This window comes from Hymenobacter taeanensis, from assembly GCF_013137895.1.
Classification (GTDB): Bacteria; Bacteroidota; Bacteroidia; order Cytophagales; family Hymenobacteraceae; genus Hymenobacter; species Hymenobacter taeanensis.
This window is the reverse complement of record NZ_CP053538.1, coordinates 2299132-2320000: the sequence shown is the minus strand read 5'-3', so window position 1 is coordinate 2320000 and position 20869 is coordinate 2299132. Positions and strand designations below refer to the sequence as shown.

Genomic DNA, 20869 nt, shown 5'->3' with positions numbered 1-20869 from the left:
AGTCAAGGGCAGGTTGGTTACGCGTTACGCACCCGTGCGCCACTAGTGGTATTGCTACCACCCGTTCGACTTGCATGTATTAGGCCTGCCGCTAGCGTTCATCCTGAGCCAGGATCAAACTCTCCATTGTATAAATTACTTAGCACCTGCCGAAGCAGGGCCGATGTCGAGTGCCATCTCCGACTCGTTGTTTGACGAGCTGTATGTGTATTCGTTTCTTCTCTACGCTTATGAGTCCTTATTATTGACCCCGTGTTTCCACTGAGTCAACACCCATATTGTCTTTCCAATCATTCAAAGAACGTCTGCTCCTTCCTATTGAAGAAGCGTCGTGACTACCCTATTAGTAGTCGGGGTAAGCTACACTGCCAGCGCTTCCAGGCGAAGCGGGTGGCAAAGGTACTCACTCTATTTTGTTTGGCCAAATGCTGAAGTGAAAAAAACTTTCTCACTTTTCGGTTGACTCAGGCGCTTCCAGTTGAAGCGGGCTGCAAAGATACGCTGCTCTTTTCCTCTTTTCCAACTCCGAAAGCAAAAAAATCTTTTCACTTTCTTCGTTTCCCGCGTCCTGAGCCCCTTTTGGGTCGTAAGCGGGGTGCAAAGGTAACAGGAGTTTCTGAACTAGCAAGCAAGCGAAGAAAAACTTTTTTCAACTCGACTGCCGGGGCGCTTCCAGCTGAAGCGGGCTGCAAAGGTAAGCCGAGTCTCTCCGCTTTTCCTAGCGCTTACCGCAACTTTCTTTTCGCCCTGTCCGTAGCCCGCCTCCGTCCGATTTGGGTGGGCAAAAGTCCGGATTCTGTTTCGCTTTTGCAAGCCTAGCGGAGAAACTTTCAGGAGCTTTGTTGAAAGGCCCCTCCCCGGGCTATTCCCGTTGGCTGGGGCAGAACGACTTACCTCTGTCGGTTAGTTCACATTGGAGTGAAAAAAATCAGCTAATCGATCTGTCTGCTTATAGAAAGGAGGTACAAATCCCTCTCCTTCCCTATTTGATATCGTCTTTTTGGAACCACTCATCCAGCTTTGCGGGGTATGGGCGGCTCCTCTTGGCTTCGTATTGTTGGATCTGTTGACCTAGGGCAGCGAGAAAAGGTAGGCCTACAGACTCGTATTCGTAGTTGCCATCATTGATAACCCCGTCTTTGTTGACATATAACACGGCACTTAAGAGAAATTCCGTGCGCTGGGTTGAGTCGGCGAAATAGGCCACATCGGCTAAGTAGCCGTGCGACATCCCTACTACATTATATATATGTAGCCCTGGTTGCGCTATAGCTTTCGGGCTGCGCCCATAGTAGAGATACTTCTTGTAGGCATCAAAATAGCGGGAGGGCTGGTATAAGCTGTAGCCTGAACCATGCGGAGTCTGGTGTAGATAGTAGCGCAGGAAGGCATAATCAGTAGGCGTAAGCTGAAAACGCTCGTTCGCGGGGGTAGCCTCCGGGAATAGTATAGCGCGAAGTATGTTCGTTATATCCTGAAGAGGCAAATAATTAGCGGTGGTGAAATCATACGGCTGCTGAATGATGCGGCCACCGGCTTGGTAGGCTCTGCCTTTCGTGACGCGACCAAGAGGGGCGGGTAGAGGTTGCCGATTAACTGCCGCTGGCTGCTGGTATATCACCTGGTTGGTTTGGGCGTCGCGGAAGCTGATGGGGTTGGTGTAGCGATTAGCGGCGGTGTCGCAGGGAGCAAAGCGCCGAACGATGCGGGCATTGGGGTACCCCAGTTGCTGAAGCCGCTGATTAAGCGGGCCCTGGCCTAGAAACTCGTAGAGCCGATTATATGCTTGGTTGTCGCTGACCAGCAGCATCCGCTTGATGTAGTTGCCAATGGTGTTCACCCTATCAGAGTCTGCAGATACTATATAAGGAGCAGGCGTTTGACAGCTATGCGCGGCGCCGGTAGCCATGGGAGTCCGACGAGTGAGGCCTTCTACGTGGAGCTGGTTTAGCTTTTCGAGTGATAAAGCAACGGTAGGGAGCTTGACCAGACTCGCGGGGTTGAAGTATTGTCGGGCATCGAGCCGAAAATCGTGCTGAACAAAGTGAGGTGCATTCTGCGCGTCACGATTGATTTGCGTATAGATGATTTGGAGTTCGTATTCGGCGGCGCGCTCCACTACGGGTAGTAGCCGCGAATCGGCCCGGAGCAAACTATCCAAGAGGCTACTATTGACAAAGCGAGTTAGCCCCACAGGCAGTGGGCTTGGAGAGCTGGTTGGCGGCTTACTACTTACTAGTAGGCACGAGAGGAAAGTGAAAAGCCGAAGCGGGTAGACCATGACAGACTGAGGTTACTCTACCTTATATATAGGGGCATGAAAGCCATACCTGGCTTGTACGTTTTCTCCCCCTCTCCTATTACTATAATGGACAATATAAAAATAGCCATGCGGAGTGGCATGGCTATTTATTGTAACTCACTTGATGCTTTCTTATTCAGCTAACAGCTTGGTACGCCGGGCCAGCAACAGGTTGGAATCGGTTTGGCGCCAGTTGTAGCCGGTGCCAAAGGGAAGTGGCCTAGGTGGGTTAGCAGAATCGGTGTAAGCGGCCGTGAGGGCTGGCTGGTACTGCTTGGCGAACAAATTTATCGGCCGCTTATAGGTTCCGTAGTACGTGAACTGCCAGTTGGATGCCGGGAAATACTTCATGGCAATACCGGAATCATCTTGCAGTATGAAGTTGCTGCGGTCGAGAACCAGGTTCCGGACTTTGCTGAAGTAGCTCTTGTGCATGAGGTAGGTGGCCGACTTCACGTAGGTAGTCAGCGGGCCCAGCGTGCGTACGTACTTCAATACGGCTTCCTTCGTGACGCCTAGCTTCCAGTCGCTGAGGTCGGCGGAGAAATACACGACGGACTTTTCCTGGCCATCTTTTGCTTTTAGGGTTACCTCGACTCCGGGCACTTCTTTCAAGCCGGGCTTGCGGATTGTGGCGGTATCAGCCTCCAAGGCTTGGCCCTCGGCATTTAGCTGGATGTAGCGCACGGCAGTTACCTGATGATCGGTGCGGGCGGCGAATAGCATCAGGAGCGGGAGCACGCCATCAATGGTGACTTCCTTCGCGGGCTTCACTCCCATCTGCTGCTTCCGCTTGGCAATCCAGGTGCTGTCCGTCTTTTTCCCGTTTAGGTCGACGGCCATGTCGTTGGTGCGGAAGAAGCTGAAGTTGAGCACCGACCACAGCGAGGCCTTAAGTGCCGGGAACAGCTTGGGGTTCTGCAGCGTGGTTTGCGGCGGCAGCGCACCTACTGGCTCTAGGCCAATCAGAATATACCGGCTGCTGCCGGGAAACATAGTGGTGACGTTGAGAAAGTCGGGTCCGCTGAACGGGTAAAACACCGTGGGGCTAGCAGCACGCACGGAATCCAGCTCTTTTGCAGCCCACCGCTCAATTTTGACGGTGCGGGTTGAGTCGTACTTATTCCAGCTTTTATTGGCGTCGGCGGAAAATGCCTGCCAGGCGGGTTGAGCTGTGAGGAGTTGTAACTCGCTGCTGGCGCTGACAGGCATGCCGGCGAGGTAAGCGGCTATATCCTGCTCGGGCGTGGCTTTTGGAGCCGCTGGCGTAGCAGGCGGAGTTGGTGCCGAAGTAGTATCAGCGACGACTGGCCTACGGTTGGCCTGTTCGACCTGGGTTGTTTTCTTCTGATCAGAGCAAGCCGACAAAGCGGCCAGGAAAACCGGCAAAAGCAGCCGGACGGCGGGAAAACGCATGGGATTGAAAGGAAGGTGCGGAAGGCGAAAGTAAACAAACCGTCGTAGCTCCGCCATACAGAGCACCCGTTACAGCTTCACGCCGCAACGCCAGCAGTTTTCTTTTTCAGGCTTATGGTTAGGCTTGACACACATGGCCGATAACCTGCTTGTAGACCAGAGGAGTAGCAGACGAAATACGAGTGCTACGATAGGCCAGTAGCTGTTAGGAAGGAATGCAGAAGTAAGCTCACGTACGGCCTAAGCCTGCGAACCGATGCGAGGCCCACTGGCCTAGGAAATAAGTCAGCAGGCCCGCCCCAAGGGTAAGCAGGCCATAGCAGGTTTCCAAGGGTTTGTCGTGGGCCAGAAACCAGAGCGTCCAGCCGTTGAGGCCCAGGAAGAGCAAGGGCGTTATGGGGTAACCCCAAGTGCGGTAGGGCCGGGGTAAATCGGGGCGGCGCACACGGAGCACGAATAGGCCCAGTACGGTAAGAAACGTGAACAAACTCAGGATGAATCCAGCGTATACCAGCACCGCCTCAAATGTGGCTGATACAATGAATAGCAGCGTGAGAGCCAGCTGAAACAGCATAGCGCGTACGGGGATGCCCTGGCGGCTTACCTTAGCCAGGGGCCGCAGGGGAGCTAAATCTTCGCCCATCACCTGCACAATGCGGGGGCCGGCGAAAATCATGGAGCTAATGGTAGATACCAGCAGTACGGCAATAACGGCGCCCATCAAGCGGCCCACTCCTACCCCAAACAAGTTGGTAGCCGCCACGAAGCCTACTTCTACCTGCCCCGTTAGCGTAGGAATGGGCGTGGAATACAGGAATACGAAGTTGAGGCCGACGTACAGGCAAAGCACAATGGCGGTACCAATCAGCAGAATTCGGGGCAGGTTGCGCTGGGGGTTCTGCACTTCTCCGGTGAGGTACACCGCCGCGTTCCAGCCCGAGTAAGCGTAGGACACATAAATCAGCGAAACGGCAAAGGCGGGGCTAAGCAGCTGGTGCCAGTCGGAGGAGGTGTGCGGCAGGAAGGCCAACGGCTGCGGCGTGGCTACCACTAGCCCCGCCCCGATGAAGGCTATCAGCACCAACACCTTCACGGAGGTAATGACTACTTGCAAACGGCTGCCGGCCCGGCGGCTGAGCGCGTGTACCAGCGTCAGGGCTAAGACAACTCCGATGGACAGGGCCATGGGCGATACACTAGGCCACACGCTTTGCGTATACCTACCCAGCGCCATGGCCGCTAGTGCGGTAGGAGCCGCAAACCCCACGGTAGCCGACACCCAACCCGACAGAAAGCCCAAAACCGGGTGATAGATCTGAGACAGGTAATGATACTCGCCGCCTGAGCGAGGCATGGCAGCGGCCAGCTCGCCGTAGCAAAGGGCCCCGCAGAGGGCAATAACGCCGCCAATCACCCACAACATCAGAAGGGCAAAGCCACTCTGAATGCCCAATACCTGAAACCCCAGACTGGTGAATACCCCCGTTCCTACCATACTGGCCACCACAATAGCAATACCCGTGAGGACACTGATTTTGTAGGATGTGTCAGGAGCTTCTGATGGCATGCAGGTCTATTTTGGCCTAAATATGAAGAAAAACACCCGTCATCATGAGCCAAGCGGCATATTCTGGCATGTGAGAGCGGTACTGCTAGGCCATTTTATAATGACCTATGCTGCTCTTACGTAACCAACTCCTGCCTTGAGCTTCAGGATGACGGGTGTTTTTGTGGTGCTTACGCACTAGGCCACTTTGGGCCGCTTATAGAGAGGGACAGTGCTGCATGGCTCGCCGTACATAACGCTAGCTGTTACTGGCAGGAGCTTCTGCATGATAGCTACGTAGGCGTAGGTGGGAACCGGAATAGAGCCGCAGCCTTTCACCACCACTTTTGCGTCGCGATATTCCTCGGCGTCAATTTTGGCAATGGCTTCGTGGAACAGCTCCTGCTCCAGCGCCTCCAAGTTACCGAACACGTAGCGGTGGGCGTGGCCCTGCAGTTTAGTGGCTAGCAGCATGTAAGCCCACGTGGGTACAATGGCATCGGCCGAGCAGATGATGGCTACGTTCTTGCCGTCGTACTGGGTCCAGTCGTGGGTTTTGATGAACTCGCGGAAGTCCTTTTCGCGCAGAATCAGGCCGTGGAACAGGTTGTCTTTGATGTCGTACACCACCCGCTCACCGGGGTGCAACAGCTCCTCTAGGTTGAGCGAGGTAAGAGCGCTTTGCGCTACGCGGTTGATGATTTCTTCCATGATGCAATACCGGCTGATAGCAGGCAATTTTGGGCGATGTTATAGAAAGCGAGGCCAGTTGCGCGAAGGCACCTAGTTAATAGGCTTACTTGGCTTTAGGCGTCGTGGTGTATACTTCTTTGAGGTAGAAGGGCTCGTAGTAGGCCACATCCCGGAACCCCTGCCGCTGGTAGGCCTCTACGCCAAGGGCTCCGACCGCCACCGCGGAAGGCACCACCTCAGCTAAAAAGCCAGCTTGCGCAGTAGTTGGGAGAAGTGTCTGAAACTTTGCCGCTCCACTACCAAAGAACAACAACCGATGGTGGGCCATTTGTTCGGCTAGGGTATCCGCATCTAGCAGAAGCGGCGTGGGTGCCAGCACTTCTTCGCCGGTGTGCGTGTACACAGCACCGTATACTTCCATCCGGCGCGCATCCAGCATAGGGCAATACAGGAACTGCTCGGGCCAGGCGGTGCCAGCTGCTACCTGATGCGCTAAGCTTTGCAGGGTGCTTACGGCAAGCAGCGGAATATCGAGGGCGTAGCACAAGCCTTTACCGGCGGCGGCCCCAATGCGTAGGCCAGTATAGGAGCCCGGTCCATCTGACAAGGCAACTGCCGCCAGATCTTGAAGTGTATGCCCACTGTTCTCAAGTAACTGGCTTATCAGCACACTCAGGTGAGAAGAGTGCGACTTCTCCAAGCGCAGCTCCGACTGGCCTACAAGGCTACCATCGGCCACCCGGTGCAGGGCTACTGAACAAACGGGAGAGGAAGTTTCGAGGGAAAGCAGCAACGTAGACATAGAGCAAAGGTACTCCACGTGAAGGATTGCTTAATAAATTTCCTCTGGGGTAGCCGGATGCTTACTGATCTTGATTAGCTGTAAGCAAATAGACTTTACTGGATGGCTTTTTAAATCTGTAGACACTTCATGGTATTTACCATTCCGATAAACTTCAAGAGTCCAGTATGAACCATCTGTATGTGAAGGTGCCGGATAAACCGGCTTCATATCCCAAAATCCAACAGTGTCAAGTAACTGAATCACTGTGGGAGTTTTATTTGTAGGCAGCCTCTCAACATGTTGTTGGAATACAAAAGGTGGGATTTTGCCTCCTGGCTTACCACTCACCCAGAAAGTAAAATCCTTATTTAAGGATTGAATGTCTGTCTTATATGTAGCAAACCACTCCTGCCAAACTTCTCGCTTGATATTGCCTGAATCTGAGAAAGCTATTGTTGGCCTATTCTCTAGACGAATAATAGCTAGGCCATGAAAAGAGCGCCACCAGATGAAGCTCAAGGCAATCCGAGTTGTGTCTTCAATCTTACTGTAATCTTCTTCAAAATTTCTTCGCAGGAATACTTGGCGCTTCTGACAGTTAGTCAATTTATTATTGAAACGAACTGTATCGATATCAAAACTGATGCTACATGAATCAATTGTTGCAGCAGAGCTATTTACCGGAGCCTTTACGGGATTCTGTTCGCATCCTATTGATACAAACAGGAGGGATATAAAGTATAGTCTAATGTGATTCATTGTAAAACAGAAAAGCAGCCCCAATATGAGGCTGCTTTTCTGTTTTACAATTCTGGATTCTTACTTCCCTCCTGCCGTGCTGCGCTTGGCTTCGGGGCGGGTTTTGGCTTCTGCAGTGCCGGGCTTCAGGAGAGCCGCGTAGCGCGACTGGTCATTGAGCACGTTCATGGCCATCAGGATGTTAGGGTCATCGTCGAAGGTGGCTTCTACGCTGCCTTTCTGGAAGTAGTAGCGCGACACAATTTCCTGCTCTAACAGCTCCTTGATTTCGGGCTTAAAGCGCGTCAGGTCATTACTCTTATTGGTGAATACCTTGCGGCGCATAGCTTCGAGTTCCGTCTTCACGTCCTCGTAGTGCTTTTCATCCTTCACCTTCTTGGTGAGGTCAGCCAAGGCTTTTTCCGCGTCGGTGCTGTAGTTGATATCCTTGTTCTTCAGGTAGTCAACAAACTTTTGGTAATCGGCGTCGGAGAGGGAGAACTGACGGGCTGGGGCAATAGTGGCGTGCTCAGACCGGAAACGAGTAGCGTAGTCGAAGAGGTAACTCTTTTGGAGCAGCACCCGCGTGATGTCAGCAATTTCGCGGTCCTGCACCTCTACATCGGGCGCTACGCCACCGCCGTCGTATACCGTGCGGCCAGCCTGTGTCTTGAAGGAGGTGCGTAAAGAATCCGGCACCTTACCTAGCGTACCATCTTCAGCTCGGTGGCTGTAGTCGATTTCCTGAATACAGCGGCCGCTTGGGATGTAGTATTTCGCGGTAGTAACCTTTAGCTGCGAGTTGTAGCTCAGTGGCCGAGTGGCCTGCACCAGCCCTTTGCCAAAAGTCCGCTCTCCTACCAGTACGGCACGGTCATAATCTTGCAGCACTCCCGACACAATTTCGGAAGCCGAAGCGGAGCGGTTGGAGGTGATAACCACCATCGGAATTTGCGTATCAAGGGGAGCATCAAGGGCCTTATAGGTCTTGTTCCATTCCGTAACCTTGCCTTTGGTGCTCACAATATCAAGCCCTTTGTCTACGAACAGATTGGCGATATTAACCGACTCATTCAGTAGGCCACCCGGGTTGTCGCGGATATCAAATACTAGTTTCTTAGCCCCCTGCTCCTTCAGCTTAGCCACGGCCAGGCGTACCTCCTTGCCGGCATCAACCGTAAAGCCCGACAGCTGGAAGTACCCTATTTCTGGGGTGAGCATGCCATAGTAGGGCACGTTTTCCACCTGAATTTTATCGCGGGTAATCACAATTTCAGCAGGTGCCTCCTGCCCGTAGCGGGTTACCAGCAGCTTTACCTGAGAATTGGCCTGCCCCTTCAGCAGCTTGCTGATATCAGAGTTGGTCTTTTTATCAACGGCAATACCATTGATGCTTAGAATCTCGTCGCCAGGTAATAGGCCGGCTTTCTGAGCCGGATAGCCTTCGTAGGCAGCTTGTACTACCGTTTTGCCGTTGCGTTTCACCACAATGGCCCCAATCCCGCCGTACTGTCCGGTGGTCATGGTGCGGAAATCCTCAATGTCGTCCTCTGGGATGTAGTTAGTGTAGGGGTCCAGCGACTTTAACATCGCATCAATCCCCGTCTTCACCATTTTCGCCGGTGGTATCTCGTCAACGTAAAACGTATTCACCTCCCGAAATAGGGTAGCGAAAATGTCGAGGTTTTTGGCGATTTCGAAATACCGCTCGTTCTCAGAAGCCGAGCGGAAGGATACGAGTAGGGCTGCACCGCCGAGCAATGCGGCAGCAGCCAAGGATTTTTTACGCATAGACGGGGCAGCAGAGAAACTATCCTACGAAGGAGATGCCGCCCCCGGTATTGGAGGGGCACCCGTTAGTAAACGCTCTAGCCCTGAAATTAATTTTTTTTCGACCAGCGTAAAAGGCTTTTTTTCCTTGCCGGTATAGATAATCGCTAATTGCCCTACGCGGTGCCCGCCCTCGGCCTCCAACAGCCGATATTTATTGAGGCGGTAGGCCTCTCGCATGAGGCGCTTGAAATAGTTGCGGTCTACGGCGCGCTTAAAATTGCGCTTGCTCACGCTAACTAGCACTTGAGGTGGCGCGGTAGTAGGCTCCGAGGTAGGCAGCCATACCAACCGGAGCGGGTATAAACCAAAAGAAGAACCCCGACCGAAGAGCTCATCAATGAGCTTCTTGCGGCACAAGTGTTCTTCTTTCGGAAACGAAAAGGAGCGCGCGCCCGGCGTAGAATTCATCGTCAGGAGCGGTGCGGCGGAGGCCGTCAGCGGCTTAGCGCTTATGACGACCTTCGTCGGATACGGTCAGGCGCTTGCGGCCCTTGGCACGACGACGGGCAATTACGCTGCGGCCGTTTGCGGTTTCCATGCGTGAGCGGAAACCGTGCTTGTTGCGGCGTTTGCGCTGCGAAGGCTGAAAAGTACGTTTCATGATATTGTTAAGTGACTCAGTGACAGGTAAGGCCGGCAAAGGTAAGAGGATGAATTGGAAAAGACAACGGTTAGCTGCGGTTTTTCCGGTTCAGCTCAGAAATGGCTCTTACTGTATTCAGGCGTAAATCTATGCTGGTTTCTGCTGAAAGCCGTATGAAAAGCCGGGCTTACCGCCCTGCAATTCGTAGCTTTACGTCAGGTTTACCGGCAGTTGCCGTTTCGCGCTTCCATGATCCATTATTACGCTTCCTTCGAGAATCCGCTTACCTTTTACCTGCAGATACAAATGACCTTTGAAGTGGCCGCTGATGCCACTCAGGCCTTGAACCTGCAGCTCCCGGCGTGGCGGCCGGGGCGTTATGAAATTCAAAATTTTGCCCAGAAGCTGCAGCACGTTGTCATTGAGGACGCCGCTTCGGGCGAGGCGCTGGTAACGCGTAAAGTCACGAAGGACCGCTGGCAGGTGACGAATGCTGCCGGCCGCACCGTGCGGGTGCGCTACAATTTTTACGCTCATCAGATGGATGCCGGGGGCTCCTGGCTCGATGAAACTCAGCTTTACCTGAACCCCGTGCAGGCGCTGATGTACATTGAGGACCGCCAGCAGGAGCCGTGCCAGTTGGCGCTAGACCTGCCAGAAGGCTGGCAGCTCTCCTGTGGCCTACCCCAAAGTGGCCCCAACACACTACAAGCGCAGAACTTCGACCACCTCGCCGACTCTCCCCTCATTGCCAGCCCCACGCTGCAATACCGCAACTACGAGGTAGAAGGCATTCCGTTCTACATCTGGATTCAGGGTGAGTGCCCCGTCGACTGGCCTAGATTGGTAGCTGACTTCCGGGCTTTCTCACAGGAGCAGCTGGCTTTGTTCGGAGGTTTTCCGGCCAGCGACTATCATTTCCTGAACCAGATTCTGCCCTACAAGCACTACCACGGCGTAGAGCATCTCAACTCTACTGTTATTGTGCTGGGCCCCGCGGAGCTGCTAATGACGGAGGGCTTGTATAAGGAGCTGCTGGGGGTAAGCTGCCACGAGCTCTTTCACGCCTGGAACATTAAGAGCATCCGGCCCCTGGAGATGCAGCCCTATGATTATGCTCGGGAGAACTACTTCCGGACGTGCTTTATTGCGGAAGGCATTACTACCTATTATGGTGAGTACCTGTTGGCCCGCGCCGGAGTACGCACGGCCGCGCAATACTTTCATGAGCTTAACGCTGTACTGCGCAAGCATTTTGATGATTATGGCCGCTATCATCTGTCGGTAGCCGATGCCAGTATGGACCTCTGGCTGGATGGCTACAAGCCCGGCGTGCCCGACCGTAAGGTATCGGTATACCATAAAGGTGCTCTCGTAGCACTGCTACTAGACCTTACCCTGCGGCAGCTTTCCAACCACAAGCGCAGTCTCGATGACGTAATGCGCCGCCTCTGGACGGAGTTTGGGCAAACCGGGGTGGGCTACACCGAAGAAGACTACACCCGCATTGTGAACGATGTGGCCGGTCGTGATATGCAGGCCTACTTCGACAAGTTCATTTACGGCACGGCCCCACTGGAAGAGCCCTTGAACAGAGTACTCAGCTTTGTTGGCTGCCGCCTGCATACTGAGGAAAACGCCTCGGCTTCAGAAGGTATCTACGGATTCCGAACGGTGGTGAAGAACGAGCGCACTGAGGTGACAAACATTCTGCCCGATGCTCCGGCAGCGTTGGTGCTCACCGTTGATGATGAAATTGTGGCTGTAAATGGTCGCCGAGTAGCCATGAATCTTCACTCGCTTCTCAGCGACGGAGCTCTTCAGCACGAGGTAACCGTATTCCGGCAGAACCGTTTGGTTACGGTGCCACTGGTAGCAGAGCCCGGCCACCGTTTCTGGCAGAAGTTTACCGTGGAAAAGCTCCCAACGGCTACTCCCGAGCAGCAGGCCAGCTTCCAGCAGTGGTTAAAGCAAGATTTTTAAGAGCAGGGCAGCGCATTCCTACTTACAGCCGTAAGCACTTGCTCACTTCTGTTGCTTGAAATTTCCCTCACAGCATACCTACTGCTATTCGATTTCTCTCTACGTACCATCGTTTTCGTTGAACATCGCCATGTTTCGGCTGCGCACCGTCGCAAAAGTGTTGCCTCTGGCTGCTGTACTGTCGGCGTGCTCCATCAGGATGCAGCCCGCGGAAAAGCAACGGCCAGCCGTAACGGCTATGCCGCAACTGCCTAAGCCGCCCAAGCCGCCCCGTATTTACCGCCTCGACCATCTCGATACCATTGTACAGGTACCGGGCCGGGTGCTACGCATATATCCCGCCGCCAGGCCAGTTTATGAAAAGCTGGAAAGTCCGGCGTGGCTTACGCCTAAGCCCACTTCTGCTGAAGAAGAGGAAGCTTTTCTGGATTTTACAGTAGAAGAGAGGCGTCGTATTACGCAGGCCGGGACCCGCGTGCAACGCACTGGACGGGCCCTGCGCCTTCGCCCGGCCTCGGGCCCAGAGGTAAAGCTTATCAACAACCCCGTAGAGAACGAGCACAATGTGGCCTACGAGTTTGTGGCCAGCCTGCCGGAGATAAAGCAGTGGCTTGTTTCCGTGCACCTGTATGAGGGTGGCTACTACATGCTGGTTGACCAGCGCACCGGCCGCAAGACGCAGCTCATGGCCCCGCCCGTTATCTCTCCAGATGGCCGGCACTTCGTGTGTGGCAACTCCGACGTACTTGCCCGCTTTGAGCCGAGTGGCCTACAGCTCTGGTCGGCGGAGGGAAATAGCCTGCGTCTGCTCTGGGAACGGCAAACAGAATGGGGATGCACCAATCCCCGTTGGCTTGATAACAAGACCATCTTGTTTGAGCAAGACTTCTTTGATAAGGGTGATGTTGATACCCGCGTAGTCCGGTTAAGTATTGTACCGTAACGCGTAGGCGGTTAGCGGTTAGTATAAAAGCGAATCCCCAATCTGACGTATCAGACCGGGGATTCGCTTTTATACTTTTGTGTACACAACCCTATTTCTGGCTTTGCTGGCTGGGGTTGGGGTTGCTACGGGGTTTATTGGTTCTAGCCGACCGTACCTCATTGATGTTACCGCCCGGCGTGTTGTTTTTGATTGGATTACCGCTCACGGTAATCTGATTCTGGTTAGGATTCTGAGTATGGGTTCCTCCACTGGTAGAATGGTTACCTGGGGCAGCAGAGCCTGGCGCATGCTTTAGTGCATCAGGCCCCATAGAAGTATCATGCTGCTGGAGAGAATCGGAGGAATCTTTTTTATGCTTAGACATGGCGGTGGGTGCTAAGAGTGAAAAAATCTTCTCTCTTTTACCCTATTACCTACCAGAAGGTTATGTAAAAAGAAACGCCTCTCCACCTCTGAATACATCAGCAATGGAGAGGCGTGAAGGCCAGCAAACTATTACTTAAGCGTTTTGCACGGCTGAGGCAGGTACTACGGCTACCAAGTCGGCAAACTGCTGCTCACGGGCTTCAATTTCTTCCTGAGTAAGGTTGAGCAGGCGCTCAGTCCCGAACTTTTCTACGCAGAACGAAGCCATGGCCGAGCCGTGAATTACGGCGCGTTTCATGTTGTCAAAGCTAATGTCATCGGTAGCGGCGAGGTAACCGATAAAGCCACCCGCGAAGGTATCGCCGGCACCGGTGGGGTCAAACACTTCTTCCAGGGGCAAAGCAGGCGCATAAAACACCTTGTTCTTGTGGAAGAGCAGGGCACCGTGCTCACCTTTCTTGATGATGAGGTACTTGGGACCCATGGCCTGAATAATTTTGGCGGCTTTTACCAGCGAGTGCACACCGGAAAGCTGGCGAGCTTCTTCATCGTTGATGCTAAGCACGTCTACCATCTCGATGGTTGTTTTCAGGTCTTCCAGAGCCACATCCATCCAGAAGTTCATTGTATCCATTACAATGAGCTTAGGCCGGTTTACGAGGCGCTGAATTACGAGGCGCTGAATCTGAGGCGTGAGGTTGCCCAGCATCAGGTATTTGCAATCCTGGTATGAATCGGGGATGATGGGGTCGAAATCAGCCAGTACATTGAGTTCTGTAACGAGCGTTTCGCGTGAGTTCAGGTCGTTGGAGTACTTACCCGACCAGAAGAACGACTTCTCGCCCTGCTTGATCTGCAAGCCTTCGGTATCAACGCCATGCTCTTCCAGCAGCATAATATCCGACTGGGCGAAGTCATCACCGACTACGGCTACCACCTTCACGGGCTTCACGGAGTAGCTGGCCGACAGGCCAATATAGGTAGCAGCACCACCAACAATCTTGTCGGTTTTGCCGAATGGCGTTTCCAGGGCATCAAAAGCCACAGTTCCGATAACAACCAGACTCATAAGTCAGAGGGGTAAAAGGTGATTCATGCAAGACACTTCTGCGCTGCAACACCACAAATATCCAAATCCTTCCGAAGAGACACGAAAAAGAGCCTGATGCGTGGGTGGCAGTTAAATAAAAAGGCCTCTACCGTGCAGCAGAGGCCTTTTAAGGTGGGTAAGTAATGGGGCTCGAACCCACGACCTTCGGAATCACAATCCGACGCTCTAACCAGCTGAGCTATACCTACCATGTGGGGTATTGGAGCGACAAAAGTAGCCGGTAGCCGCTACTTTGCAAAAGAATGCGCGAGTTTTTTTGAATCTAAATCGTAATCCTCTGTTAGTCTTCACCAAGCATTCCTGAACCCCGCCTGCTCTGATAGGATTGGCTAGGCCAGTCTACGCAGGGCGCAGCACGAGCTTGACTTGTGGAGATACGGACAGCGGTTTTAGCACTAAGCAAAGCTTGCCGCCGGTATTCCCCGTACCTTTGCGCTTTGTAATACCCTTTTGTCATGTCAGATACGCCGCAGCCGCTCACTTTTGCCGATTTTAAGCTCAACAAGCAACTCCTCACGGCCGTGGCCGAGGCGGGCTTTGAGCATCCTACCCCCGTGCAGGAGCAAACTATTCCGCTGTTGCTGGCTGGCCATGATGTGTTGGGTATTGCTCAAACCGGCACTGGCAAAACCGCCGCTTTTGGTTTGCCTCTGCTGATGAAGGTGAAATATGCTCAAGGCACGCACCCCCGAGCCCTGATTATGGCTCCCACCCGGGAGTTGGCCATGCAGCTGGAAGCGCACCTAAAGAAGCTGGCCGTGTACACCGACCTGCGCATTTTTGCCATTTACGGTGGCCTGGGTCCCAAAACGCAGATTGAGACCATTGCCAAGGGCGTTGATATTCTCATTGCCACACCTGGCCGCTTGATGGAGCTGTACCTAAAGGGCGACTTGGTACTGAAGGAGCTCAAGACGCTGGTGCTGGATGAGGCCGACAAGATGATGGATATGGGCTTTATGCCCCAGATCCGGCGGTTGTTGGAGGTTATTCCGCGCAAGCGCCAGAACGTGCTGTTCTCAGCCACCATGCCCGATAAGGTGACCACGCTGAGTGAGGAGTTCCTGGAGTTTCCGGTGCGAGTGGAAGTAACGCCCGCCGCTACCTCGGCCCAAAATGTATCGCAGAGCCTGTACGAGGTACCTAACCTTGTCACGAAGATTAACCTGCTGGAGTACCTGTTTCTTGATTGGGACAGCTTTAATAGGGTAATGATTTTCACGCGCACCAAGCAGCACGCTGAGAACGTTGCGAACTTTTTGAAGCGCAAGGCCCACGGAGAAGTGCGCACCATTCATGGCAACAAGGGCCAGAATGTGCGCATCAATGCTATGGAGGCCTTTAAGGCCGGTGAGGTCAGGTTCTTGGTAACAACAGATGTTGCTGCACGGGGCATTGATGTGCCCGAGGTGAGCCATGTCATTAACTTCGACGTGCCGCTGGTGTACGACGACTACGTGCACCGGATTGGCCGCACCGGCCGGGCCCAGCACACTGGCGCAGCCATCACGTTTGCCAATGAGGCTGAAATGCACCACATGGAGCAGATTGCCGAACTGATTCGGCAGGAGATTCCACTATTGCCCTTGCCGCCTGAAGTGGAAGTGGTGCCTACTCCGTTTGAGGAGCAGCAGAGCATGGACCGCGAAAAGGACGAGCGCCGTAAGCGGGAAGACCCATCTTTCCAGGGAGCCTTCCACGAGCGTAAGGAGTGGATTAAGCCTGGCGTGACCATTGACAAGCGTACCGGCCGGGAGTTTGCCGTGGGGCCAAACCGCAGCCAGAAGGGCAATAAGGCCAACCCGTCTAAGGGCAAAGCCTCCTCCCCTTCTTCCAAAGCTTTTCGCGCAGCTCAGGGCCGTGCCCGCAGCCGCCGCAGTAAATAAATGGTGAGTCAGTGATTGAGTGAGTAAGTGCAGTGTCATGGCGAGCAGCGCGAAGCAATCCTTCCTTTTCGGATTTTAAGGCCCAGAGAATAGAGAAGCCCTTACTTCCATGCAGGAGGTAAGGGCTTTTTGCGATAGAAGAGTCAGCGCGCTGAATAGGCAAGATTACTTCGCGCTGCTCGCCATGACAGGCCTAGGGCATCTCACTCACCGGTAGTGGTCGAAGATGGGTAGGTGGCTGAAGCGGATGGCTAGCATAGTAAACATGCCACCCCACAGCACTGCGCTCCAGAGCATGTGCACCAGAATACGCCAGCGCGGCACGTGCAGCTGAGTGGCAATAACGGTTCCGCCAATGGGACTGAACAGAATGGGCGTGAGAAAGGCAATGCCCACAATGCCAAAACTCCGGTAAATGCGCACAATCACGCGGCTCTTTCGGCTGAAAAGTGGCTTGCCCTTTTGCTTGCGTTTGCGGCGCTGATGCAATGCCCACGCCTGCCCCACCCCGGAAATAATAACAACGGTTGTCATCATCCCCGTAACAGATAGGCCCCAGACCAACATCATGGGCAGGCCGGCTGCAATGCCCGCAACAGGCCCTGCCACAAACTTGAACATGCTGAGCAGGAAAACCGACGCGTATTTTAAGAAAACCGGAACCACTGATGCTTAACTGAAACTACTTAGTACTCCTAAGAATGCGCAAGGGCAAAAAAACGTTGCCTTCCCTACAAAACGTTACAGCCCCGCAAATACCTTACCCTTTCCCGGTCTGCTGGCTAGTTGCTGCAGTGGCCTAGAGCTTGCTGCCGTACGACAGGTCACCGGCGTCGCCGAGGCCGGGCACGATGTAGGCCTGGGCATTGAGGTGGTCGTCGATGGCTGCCACCCACAGATTGGCTTCGGGCACTTCGCGGGTCACGTACTCTACGCCTTGGGGGCTGGCAATAACGGCGGCAATGTGCACCTGGCGGGGTGTGCCGAAGCGTAGCATAGCGCGGTAGGTTTGCACCAATGACTTACCAGAGGCCAACATAGGGTCGGCCAGAATCAGCACGCGCTCATCAAGGCTGGGGGCCGACAGATAATCAACCTGCACTTGTACCTGGGCTGTGCCCTCAATGCGGTAAGCAGCCGCAAAGGCCGAGGGTGACTGATCAAAGTAATTCAGGAAGCCTTGGTGGAATGGCAAGCCTGCCCGCAGTACTGTAGCCAGCACAGGAAAATCGTGGAGGTGCTTGCTGCTGGATTCTCCCAGCGGGGTGTGCACGGTTTTATCGGTGTAACTCAGTTGGGAGCTGATGCGGTAAGCCATGATTTCGCCGAGGCGCTGCAGGTTGCGGCGGAAGCGCAGCGAGTCTTGCTGCACAGTCACATCGCGCAGCTCGGCCAGAAAATGATTGGCAATGGAAGGCTCAGCGCAGACCACATGAACACGGCTGGGCTCAGACGGGGCACCCGTAGCAGCTAGAGAATCGGGGGAAGTAGGCTTTAGCGCATCCATGATAGGTACCAGGGTTGTGGAGAGGTGAAGGAAAGGGCCGCATACGGTATGGGCGTGGCCCCGAAATTGGCAAAAAAACGGGCAATTGAGGGTATCATTCCTCCTTCAAAGTCAAGAATAAGCTGGGGAGTGCCTGCGTACCGCCGAATTTGGTGGTCAAGCAACAGCAGTGGAGCCCCGGCCTTTTTGCCGGCTTCCGAAGCCGCCGCAAACAGGTAAATCAATCGGGTCCGGTACCTGACGAACAGCGCCCCCGCCAACAGCTCCTGGGTAGCCGGCTCGTGCACTTCTACTATTTCCAATAGCTGCCGGGCCTGCAGCTCGGCTACCAATCGGCGCAGGATGCGGTAGTGACGGGCTTTTAAACCAGCCGCCCTTCCTTTAGTAGCACGAAACAACGTGAGTAGCGGCGCTGCTTGGGTTGTGGAAGTGACGCGCAACGGAGAAGTAGCTGTTTCCTGAAGCCGAAGCCGGCGGCGGTAATCGGCCGTGTAGCCGGCGCGTAACACGTCGTAGGCCACTCCGAGGGGCAGATGATAGGTGTAGCGTTGCCGGACGAGTGCAACTGACTGGCCTACACCCTCAGCTGGCCGGGCAGGCAGATGATTAGCGTCGTTGAGCTGAGTATAGAACTGCCGGTAGCGGCTGGCTAGATGGGTCACACTCGCCTTATCCAGTGGGCTTATACGAGGTAGCTCAAGCCAAGAAGCCCTCTGTACAAGGCCAAGTTGTTGCGTGAAAGGAGGCTGATACACTTCACGGCCCCACAGGCGGCGCTTTACCGGCAGGGGCCAAACCGCCAAGTATTGTCCCGACTCGTCGTCTACTGTTATAAGCGCGTCCCAGCGGCCTGCGGTGGCCTGCAGCCACCAGGAATGGGCATAGGGCACCACCTCACGGGCCGCCGCTACGCAGGCGTCCCAGGCAATCAAGTCAATTTCATGATGGCGGAATAGAACGCGACGCAAGCACATGTACCAAAGGTAAGAGCTCAGGAGGTTGCTCAGCTTTCCTAGGCCAGTCACAGACGATTTTTCTAGCCTCATTCGTTGGGTCCTCATTCCACTCTTGCTGATCCTGCGTAGGTTTGCCGACCCGCCCGTCAGTTTCGGCGTAAAGGGCTCTGCTTATGAGAAATTCCTACCTCCTTTTTCTGGGTTTAGTGAGTCTGCTGGCGGCACCAGCCGTAGCCCAGGATACCCCTACTACCCGCCCCACCGATGGGCAGGGTAACTGGCTGACCTACGACAAGCCGCCCCAGGCGCCCCAGCCCGCCCAACCGGCCGCCCAGAATAGCGCTTCGGGCAAGCCGGCCAAAACCACTATGGGCACCACCTACGTGCCCCTTGATGCCGATATCTACCGCCTGATTGATCGATACGCCATTCAATACGGCTCCGATTCTCTGGGCGATATTCATACCTCGGTGCGGCCCTACACCCGCGCCGCCGTAGCCCGGTTAGCCGAGCGAATTCTGCAGGATTCTTCGGCGGGCCTCTCTCGCCAAGACCGGTTCAATGTGCGCTACTTACTGCGCGATAACTGGCACGACGCCCGGTTGGACTCCGCTACTAACCTGCGGCCCGAGCCTATCCTCAAGCACTTCTACGAGCGGCGCTCCGACTTGTATAGCCTGGAGCTGCCCAACTTCTCGCTGCGCGTAAACCCCGTGCTAGGCCTTAGCCTGGGCAACAACGATGGGGTGAAGAGCTACAGTTTCCTGAACACCCGCGGCGTGCAGGTAGAGGGTACCATTGACCAGCGCCTGGGCTTCTACACTTTTCTGGCCGACAACCAGATGGCCGTGCCCCAGTACGTGCAGGACCGGGTTGAGCGCGACAAAGCCGTGCCGCACGAGGGGTTCTGGAAGCCATTTAAAACCGCTACGGGCCAGTACGACTTTCTTTCGGCGCGGGGCTACCTCACGTACGCCGCCAGCAAGCACATCAGCCTGCAGCTAGGCCACGACCGCAACCAGATTGGCAACGGCTACCGCAGCCTGATCTTATCAGATTACGCGGCTCCGTATCTGTTCCTGAAGGTGAACACGCGGGTGTGGAAATTCCACTACGAGAACCTGTTTGCCCAAATGACGGCCGACGCGCCGAACGTGGATGCTTCTTACGACCGGAAGTACCTTGCCTTCCATCATTTGAGCTTTGATGTGCTGCCCAACCTGAACGTGGGCGTGTTCGAAAGCGTGGTATACAGCGGCTATTCCTCCACCAACGACACCCTGTTGGTTACCCGTGGGGGCGTGCAGCAGCAGGTAACTCAGCCCCGCCGCCGCGGATTTGAACTGCAATACCTCAATCCCATTATCTTCTACAGGGCAGTAGAACAGGGCACCGGCTCCGAGGACAACGCTCTGCTAGGCCTCGACTTCAAGTGGAACATCAAGCGCCAGGTGCAGCTCTACGGACAGTTAGTGCTTGATGAGTTTGTGCTCAGCGAGATACGGGCGGGCGATGGCTGGTGGGCCAACAAGCAGAGCATTCAGTTGGGTGGTAAGTATATCAACGTGGCAGGTATTCGAAACCTCGATATTCAGGGAGAATTCAACTTCCTCCGCCCCTTTATTTATCAACATGAAGATAAATTCCGAAACTACCAGCACTACCAGCAGCCTCTGGCGCACCCCATGGGAGCTAATCTGTGGGAGCTGATTGGTATTGTGAGCTACCAGCCCCTGCCACGCCTGAATGTGGTGGCTAAAGGCTTCTACGTGAAACAGGGCCTCGACCCTAATGGCCAAAACTTCGGCTCGAACCCCAATTTACCTTACACCACTCGCTCACAGGAGTACGGGTATAAGGTGGGCTCAGGCATTACCTCTTACCTCTTCCACGGCGACTTCACGGCCAGCTACCAGGCAGCGCACAACCTATTTTTGGATGGCAAAGTTATCTACCGCCATCGCACCCTCGATCAGCCCGTTGCCTATTTCACCGCCGATGGCGGAGTGCTGGCGTCAGTGGCCCTGCGCTGGAACATTGCCCAGCGTCTGCACGAGTTCTAGGCCAGTCGGCTTCCTACTACCGTCATGCTGAGCGCAGCCAAATGACCTCGCGTATTGATGTCTGGTTACTATTCCAACATCAGCACGCGAGATCCTTCGGCTGCGCTCAGCATGACGTCTTTTTTTTGTTTCTAGGCCAGTCTGTCTCCACTTCTT

General features: G+C 54.4%; 18 protein-coding genes, 1 tRNA gene and 1 rRNA gene (1 of these 20 cut by a window edge). 4 read left to right on the top strand and 16 right to left on the bottom strand.

What is annotated here, in order from left to right:
• From HMJ29_RS09890 to rpmH, 10 genes are all read right to left on the bottom strand, one after another.
• Positions 1-130: ribosomal RNA gene (locus tag HMJ29_RS09890) — 16S ribosomal RNA — on the bottom strand; it reaches 1385 nt to the left of the window's first position.
• Between the two features lie 852 nt (positions 131-982).
• Positions 983-2161, bottom strand: a complete 1179-nt coding sequence (locus HMJ29_RS09885; protein WP_171591325.1) for a serine hydrolase — start codon at positions 2159-2161, stop codon at positions 983-985.
• Between the two features lie 273 nt (positions 2162-2434).
• Positions 2435-3718 (bottom strand): hypothetical protein, encoded by a 1284-nt coding sequence (locus tag HMJ29_RS09880; RefSeq protein ID WP_171591324.1) that lies wholly within the window; start codon positions 3716-3718, stop codon positions 2435-2437.
• A 229-nt stretch (positions 3719-3947) separates the two neighbouring features.
• A complete protein-coding gene (locus HMJ29_RS09875) occupies positions 3948-5285 on the bottom strand; it encodes an APC family permease (RefSeq protein WP_171591323.1) in 1338 nt (445 codons plus the stop codon).
• Between the two features lie 177 nt (positions 5286-5462).
• A complete protein-coding gene (locus tag HMJ29_RS09870; protein WP_171591322.1) occupies positions 5463-5975 on the bottom strand; it encodes a DUF2480 family protein in 513 nt (170 codons plus the stop codon).
• 85 nt (positions 5976-6060) lie between these two features.
• Positions 6061-6759, bottom strand: a complete 699-nt coding sequence (gene tsaB / locus HMJ29_RS09865; protein WP_171591321.1) for a tRNA (adenosine(37)-N6)-threonylcarbamoyltransferase complex dimerization subunit type 1 TsaB — start codon at positions 6757-6759, stop codon at positions 6061-6063.
• A gap of 30 nt (positions 6760-6789) precedes the next feature.
• Positions 6790-7500: a hypothetical protein gene (locus HMJ29_RS09860; protein WP_171591320.1), complete on the bottom strand. Its 711-nt coding sequence runs from the start codon at positions 7498-7500 to the stop codon at positions 6790-6792.
• Between the two features lie 60 nt (positions 7501-7560).
• Positions 7561-9270 (bottom strand): S41 family peptidase, encoded by a 1710-nt coding sequence (locus tag HMJ29_RS09855; RefSeq protein WP_171591319.1) that lies wholly within the window; start codon positions 9268-9270, stop codon positions 7561-7563.
• Between the two features lie 24 nt (positions 9271-9294).
• The gene (locus HMJ29_RS09850; protein ID WP_171591318.1) at positions 9295-9720 is read right to left on the bottom strand and encodes a ribonuclease P protein component; all 426 of its coding nucleotides are present in this window, start codon (positions 9718-9720) and stop codon (positions 9295-9297) included.
• Positions 9721-9754: 34 nt separating this feature from the next.
• Positions 9755-9913, bottom strand: coding sequence for a 50S ribosomal protein L34 (gene rpmH, locus HMJ29_RS09845; protein ID WP_045689549.1), 159 nt, complete (start codon positions 9911-9913; stop codon positions 9755-9757).
• A 231-nt stretch (positions 9914-10144) separates the two neighbouring features.
• On the opposite strand from rpmH, the gene HMJ29_RS09840 reads away from it, so the two are divergent.
• A complete protein-coding gene (locus HMJ29_RS09840; protein WP_171591317.1) occupies positions 10145-11878 on the top strand; it encodes a M61 family metallopeptidase in 1734 nt (577 codons plus the stop codon).
• Between the two features lie 55 nt (positions 11879-11933).
• Positions 11934-12821 (top strand): hypothetical protein, encoded by an 888-nt coding sequence (locus HMJ29_RS09835; RefSeq protein WP_171591316.1) that lies wholly within the window; start codon positions 11934-11936, stop codon positions 12819-12821.
• 91 nt (positions 12822-12912) lie between these two features.
• Here HMJ29_RS09835 and HMJ29_RS09830 read toward each other — a convergent pair whose 3' ends face one another.
• From HMJ29_RS09830 to HMJ29_RS09820, 3 genes are all read right to left on the bottom strand, one after another.
• The gene (locus HMJ29_RS09830; protein ID WP_171591315.1) at positions 12913-13188 is read right to left on the bottom strand and encodes a hypothetical protein; all 276 of its coding nucleotides are present in this window, start codon (positions 13186-13188) and stop codon (positions 12913-12915) included.
• 135 nt (positions 13189-13323) lie between these two features.
• On the bottom strand, positions 13324-14259 hold the full coding sequence (locus HMJ29_RS09825; protein ID WP_171591314.1) for a PfkB family carbohydrate kinase: 936 nt from the start codon (positions 14257-14259) through the stop codon (positions 13324-13326).
• Positions 14260-14415: 156 nt separating this feature from the next.
• Positions 14416-14489 (bottom strand) — tRNA-His (locus HMJ29_RS09820).
• Positions 14490-14756: 267 nt separating this feature from the next.
• Here HMJ29_RS09820 and HMJ29_RS09815 point away from each other — a divergent pair.
• On the top strand, positions 14757-16187 hold the full coding sequence (locus tag HMJ29_RS09815) for a DEAD/DEAH box helicase (RefSeq protein WP_171591313.1): 1431 nt from the start codon (positions 14757-14759) through the stop codon (positions 16185-16187).
• Between the two features lie 207 nt (positions 16188-16394).
• On the opposite strand, the gene HMJ29_RS09810 is transcribed toward HMJ29_RS09815, so the two are convergent.
• The 3 genes from HMJ29_RS09810 to HMJ29_RS09800 form a co-directional block, all read right to left on the bottom strand.
• Positions 16395-16808 (bottom strand): hypothetical protein, encoded by a 414-nt coding sequence (locus HMJ29_RS09810; RefSeq protein ID WP_216634106.1) that lies wholly within the window; start codon positions 16806-16808, stop codon positions 16395-16397.
• Positions 16809-16986: 178 nt separating this feature from the next.
• The gene (upp, locus tag HMJ29_RS09805) at positions 16987-17694 is read right to left on the bottom strand and encodes a uracil phosphoribosyltransferase (protein ID WP_171591312.1); all 708 of its coding nucleotides are present in this window, start codon (positions 17692-17694) and stop codon (positions 16987-16989) included.
• The gene (locus tag HMJ29_RS09800) at positions 17682-18662 is read right to left on the bottom strand and encodes a GNAT family N-acetyltransferase (protein WP_171591311.1); all 981 of its coding nucleotides are present in this window, start codon (positions 18660-18662) and stop codon (positions 17682-17684) included. Before HMJ29_RS09800 ends, upp begins: the two co-directional genes overlap by 13 nt.
• A gap of 161 nt (positions 18663-18823) precedes the next feature.
• Between HMJ29_RS09800 and HMJ29_RS09795 the strand changes: the two genes are divergently transcribed.
• The gene (locus HMJ29_RS09795; RefSeq protein ID WP_171591310.1) at positions 18824-20713 is read left to right on the top strand and encodes a hypothetical protein; all 1890 of its coding nucleotides are present in this window, start codon (positions 18824-18826) and stop codon (positions 20711-20713) included.
• Positions 20714-20869 lie beyond the last annotated feature (156 nt).